Origin of the sequence: Microbacterium sp. K41, assembly GCF_004794395.1 — a bacterium.
In the GTDB taxonomy this organism is placed as follows: Bacteria; Actinomycetota; Actinomycetes; order Actinomycetales; family Microbacteriaceae; genus Microbacterium; species Microbacterium sufflavum.
In genome coordinates, this window is the sequence record NZ_SSDO01000200.1 from 1 (window position 1) to 1,751 (window position 1,751).

Consider the following 1,751-nt stretch of genomic DNA (forward strand, 5'->3'; position numbering starts at 1 on the left):
GTCGCTCCCGGTCGGTGGGGTGGTGGTCGCCCGCGCCCGCGAGCGCAGCGCGGACGTGGGGGCGTCGTCGGAGGGGGCAGCAGTCGGAGCGGGGCCGTTGCCGCCGATGCCCGTCGCCTCGCCGGCGGGATCGGATGCGGTCACCCGCTTACGGTACCGAATCCGGCCGGGAATCGGCCGCGCCGGGGCGGCGACGCGCCAACCGGCGGACCGGGTAGGATCGTCAGCACAACCACGGGAGTCCGGCGAGCCGGGCTGAGAGGGAGCGAATCGCGCTTCGACCGTCGAACCTGATCTGGGTCATGCCAGCGCAGGGAGGAGTTCCTATGAGTACGTCCACGTCCACGTCCGCATCCGCGAAGACCTCGACGGCGACCGCGCCGCGCAGCTACCTGCGCTGGCGCATCGTCGACATCGTCGTCGCCAGTGTCCTCGGTGTCGCCGCCGGCCTGATCTTCCTCGCCTGGAACGTCGGCTACCTCGGCCCCAAGGCCCTCCTCGAACCGCTGCTCCCCGGGCTGCAGGGCCTGCTCGACGGCCCCTGGCTGTTCGCGGGCGTGCTCGGCGGACTCATCATCCGCAAGGCCGGAGCCGCGATCTACGTCGAACTGCTCGCCGCCGTCGTCTCGGCGCTCATCGGCAACCAGTGGGGCGGCTTCCTCACCCTCGAGGCCGGGCTCGTGCAGGGGCTCGGCGCCGAGCTCGTCTTCCTGCTGTTCTTCTACCGTCGCTGGTCGCTGCCCGTCGCGATCCTCGCCGGTGCGGGCGCCGCGCTCGCGGGCGGCATCAACAACCTCGTGCTCTGGTACGCCGGATCCGGCCCGGCGTTCACGACGATCTACCTGCTCAGCACCGTCGTCTCCGGCGCGGTGATCGCGGGGGCGCTGTCGTGGGTTCTGGCCAGGGGCATCGCGGCGACCGGCGCGCTCGACCGGTTCGGCTCCGGCCGCGAGGCGCGCGTCCGCGTCTGATGGGGGCCGAGCAGGCCACCCCCGCCGCCGTCGAGGCTCGAGGGTGGGGGTGGCGTCACGCGAGTCGCCTCGCCTGGGCCCTGCGCGACGTGTCGTTCCGCATCGAGCCGGGCGAGCGCGTGCTCGTGCTCGGCGCATCCGGCGCGGGCAAGTCGACGCTGCTCCACGGGCTCGCCGGTGTGCTGGGCGGCGAGGAGGAGGGCGAGAGCGCGGGCCGGCTGCTCGTCGACGGCGCCGCGGCGACCGCCACCCGGGGTCGCGCGGGACTGGTGCTGCAAGACCCCGACTCGCAGGTGATCCTGGCACGCGTGGGCGACGACGTCGCCTTCGGCTGCGAGAACCTGGGCATCCCGCGTGCCGAGATCTGGCCGCGCGTCACCGCCGCCCTGGAGGCCATGGGGCTCGACGTGCCGCTCGACCACCCCACCAAGGCGCTGTCGGGCGGGCAGAAGCAGCGCCTCGCGCTCGCGGGACTCCTCGCCATGCGCCCCGGACTGCTGCTGCTCGACGAGCCCACCGCGAACCTCGACCCGCATGGGGTGGCGGAGGTGCGCGACGCGGTGTCGCGCCTGCTCGACACCCACCCCGCCACGCTCGTGGTCGTGGAGCACCGGCTCGACGTGTGGCTGCCCCTCATGACCCGCGTGATCGTGATCGGCGAGGGCGGCGTGGTCGCCGACGGCCCTCCGCACGAGGTGCTCGGGGCGCAGGGGCAGCGGCTCGCCGACGACGGGGTGTGGGTGCCCGGGCATCCGCCCGCGTTCCCGCCGCCGCCGCGCA

At 74.2% G+C, this 1,751-nt stretch carries 2 protein-coding genes and 1 riboswitch; both genes read left to right on the top strand.

Annotated features, from left to right (window positions below; all coding sequences use genetic code 11):
• Positions 1–224 precede the first annotated feature (224 nt).
• Positions 225–336, top strand: a riboswitch (TPP riboswitch).
• Entirely contained in the window at positions 327–971 is a 645-nt protein-coding gene (locus DW309_RS05245) for an ECF transporter S component (RefSeq protein WP_136044769.1), read from the top strand. Its footprint overlaps the riboswitch before it by 10 nt.
• Positions 971–1,751 (top strand): energy-coupling factor ABC transporter ATP-binding protein (locus tag DW309_RS05250; protein WP_205812638.1); only part of this gene is annotated, 781 nt, incomplete at its 3' end. The genes DW309_RS05245 and DW309_RS05250, both read left to right, overlap by 1 nt.

What these genes read in the sequence shown, in the direction of transcription:
- DW309_RS05245 (WP_136044769.1), top strand. Translation starts at nt 327, where the DNA reads ATGAGTACGTCCACGTCCACGTCCGCATCCGCGAAGACCTCGACGGCG.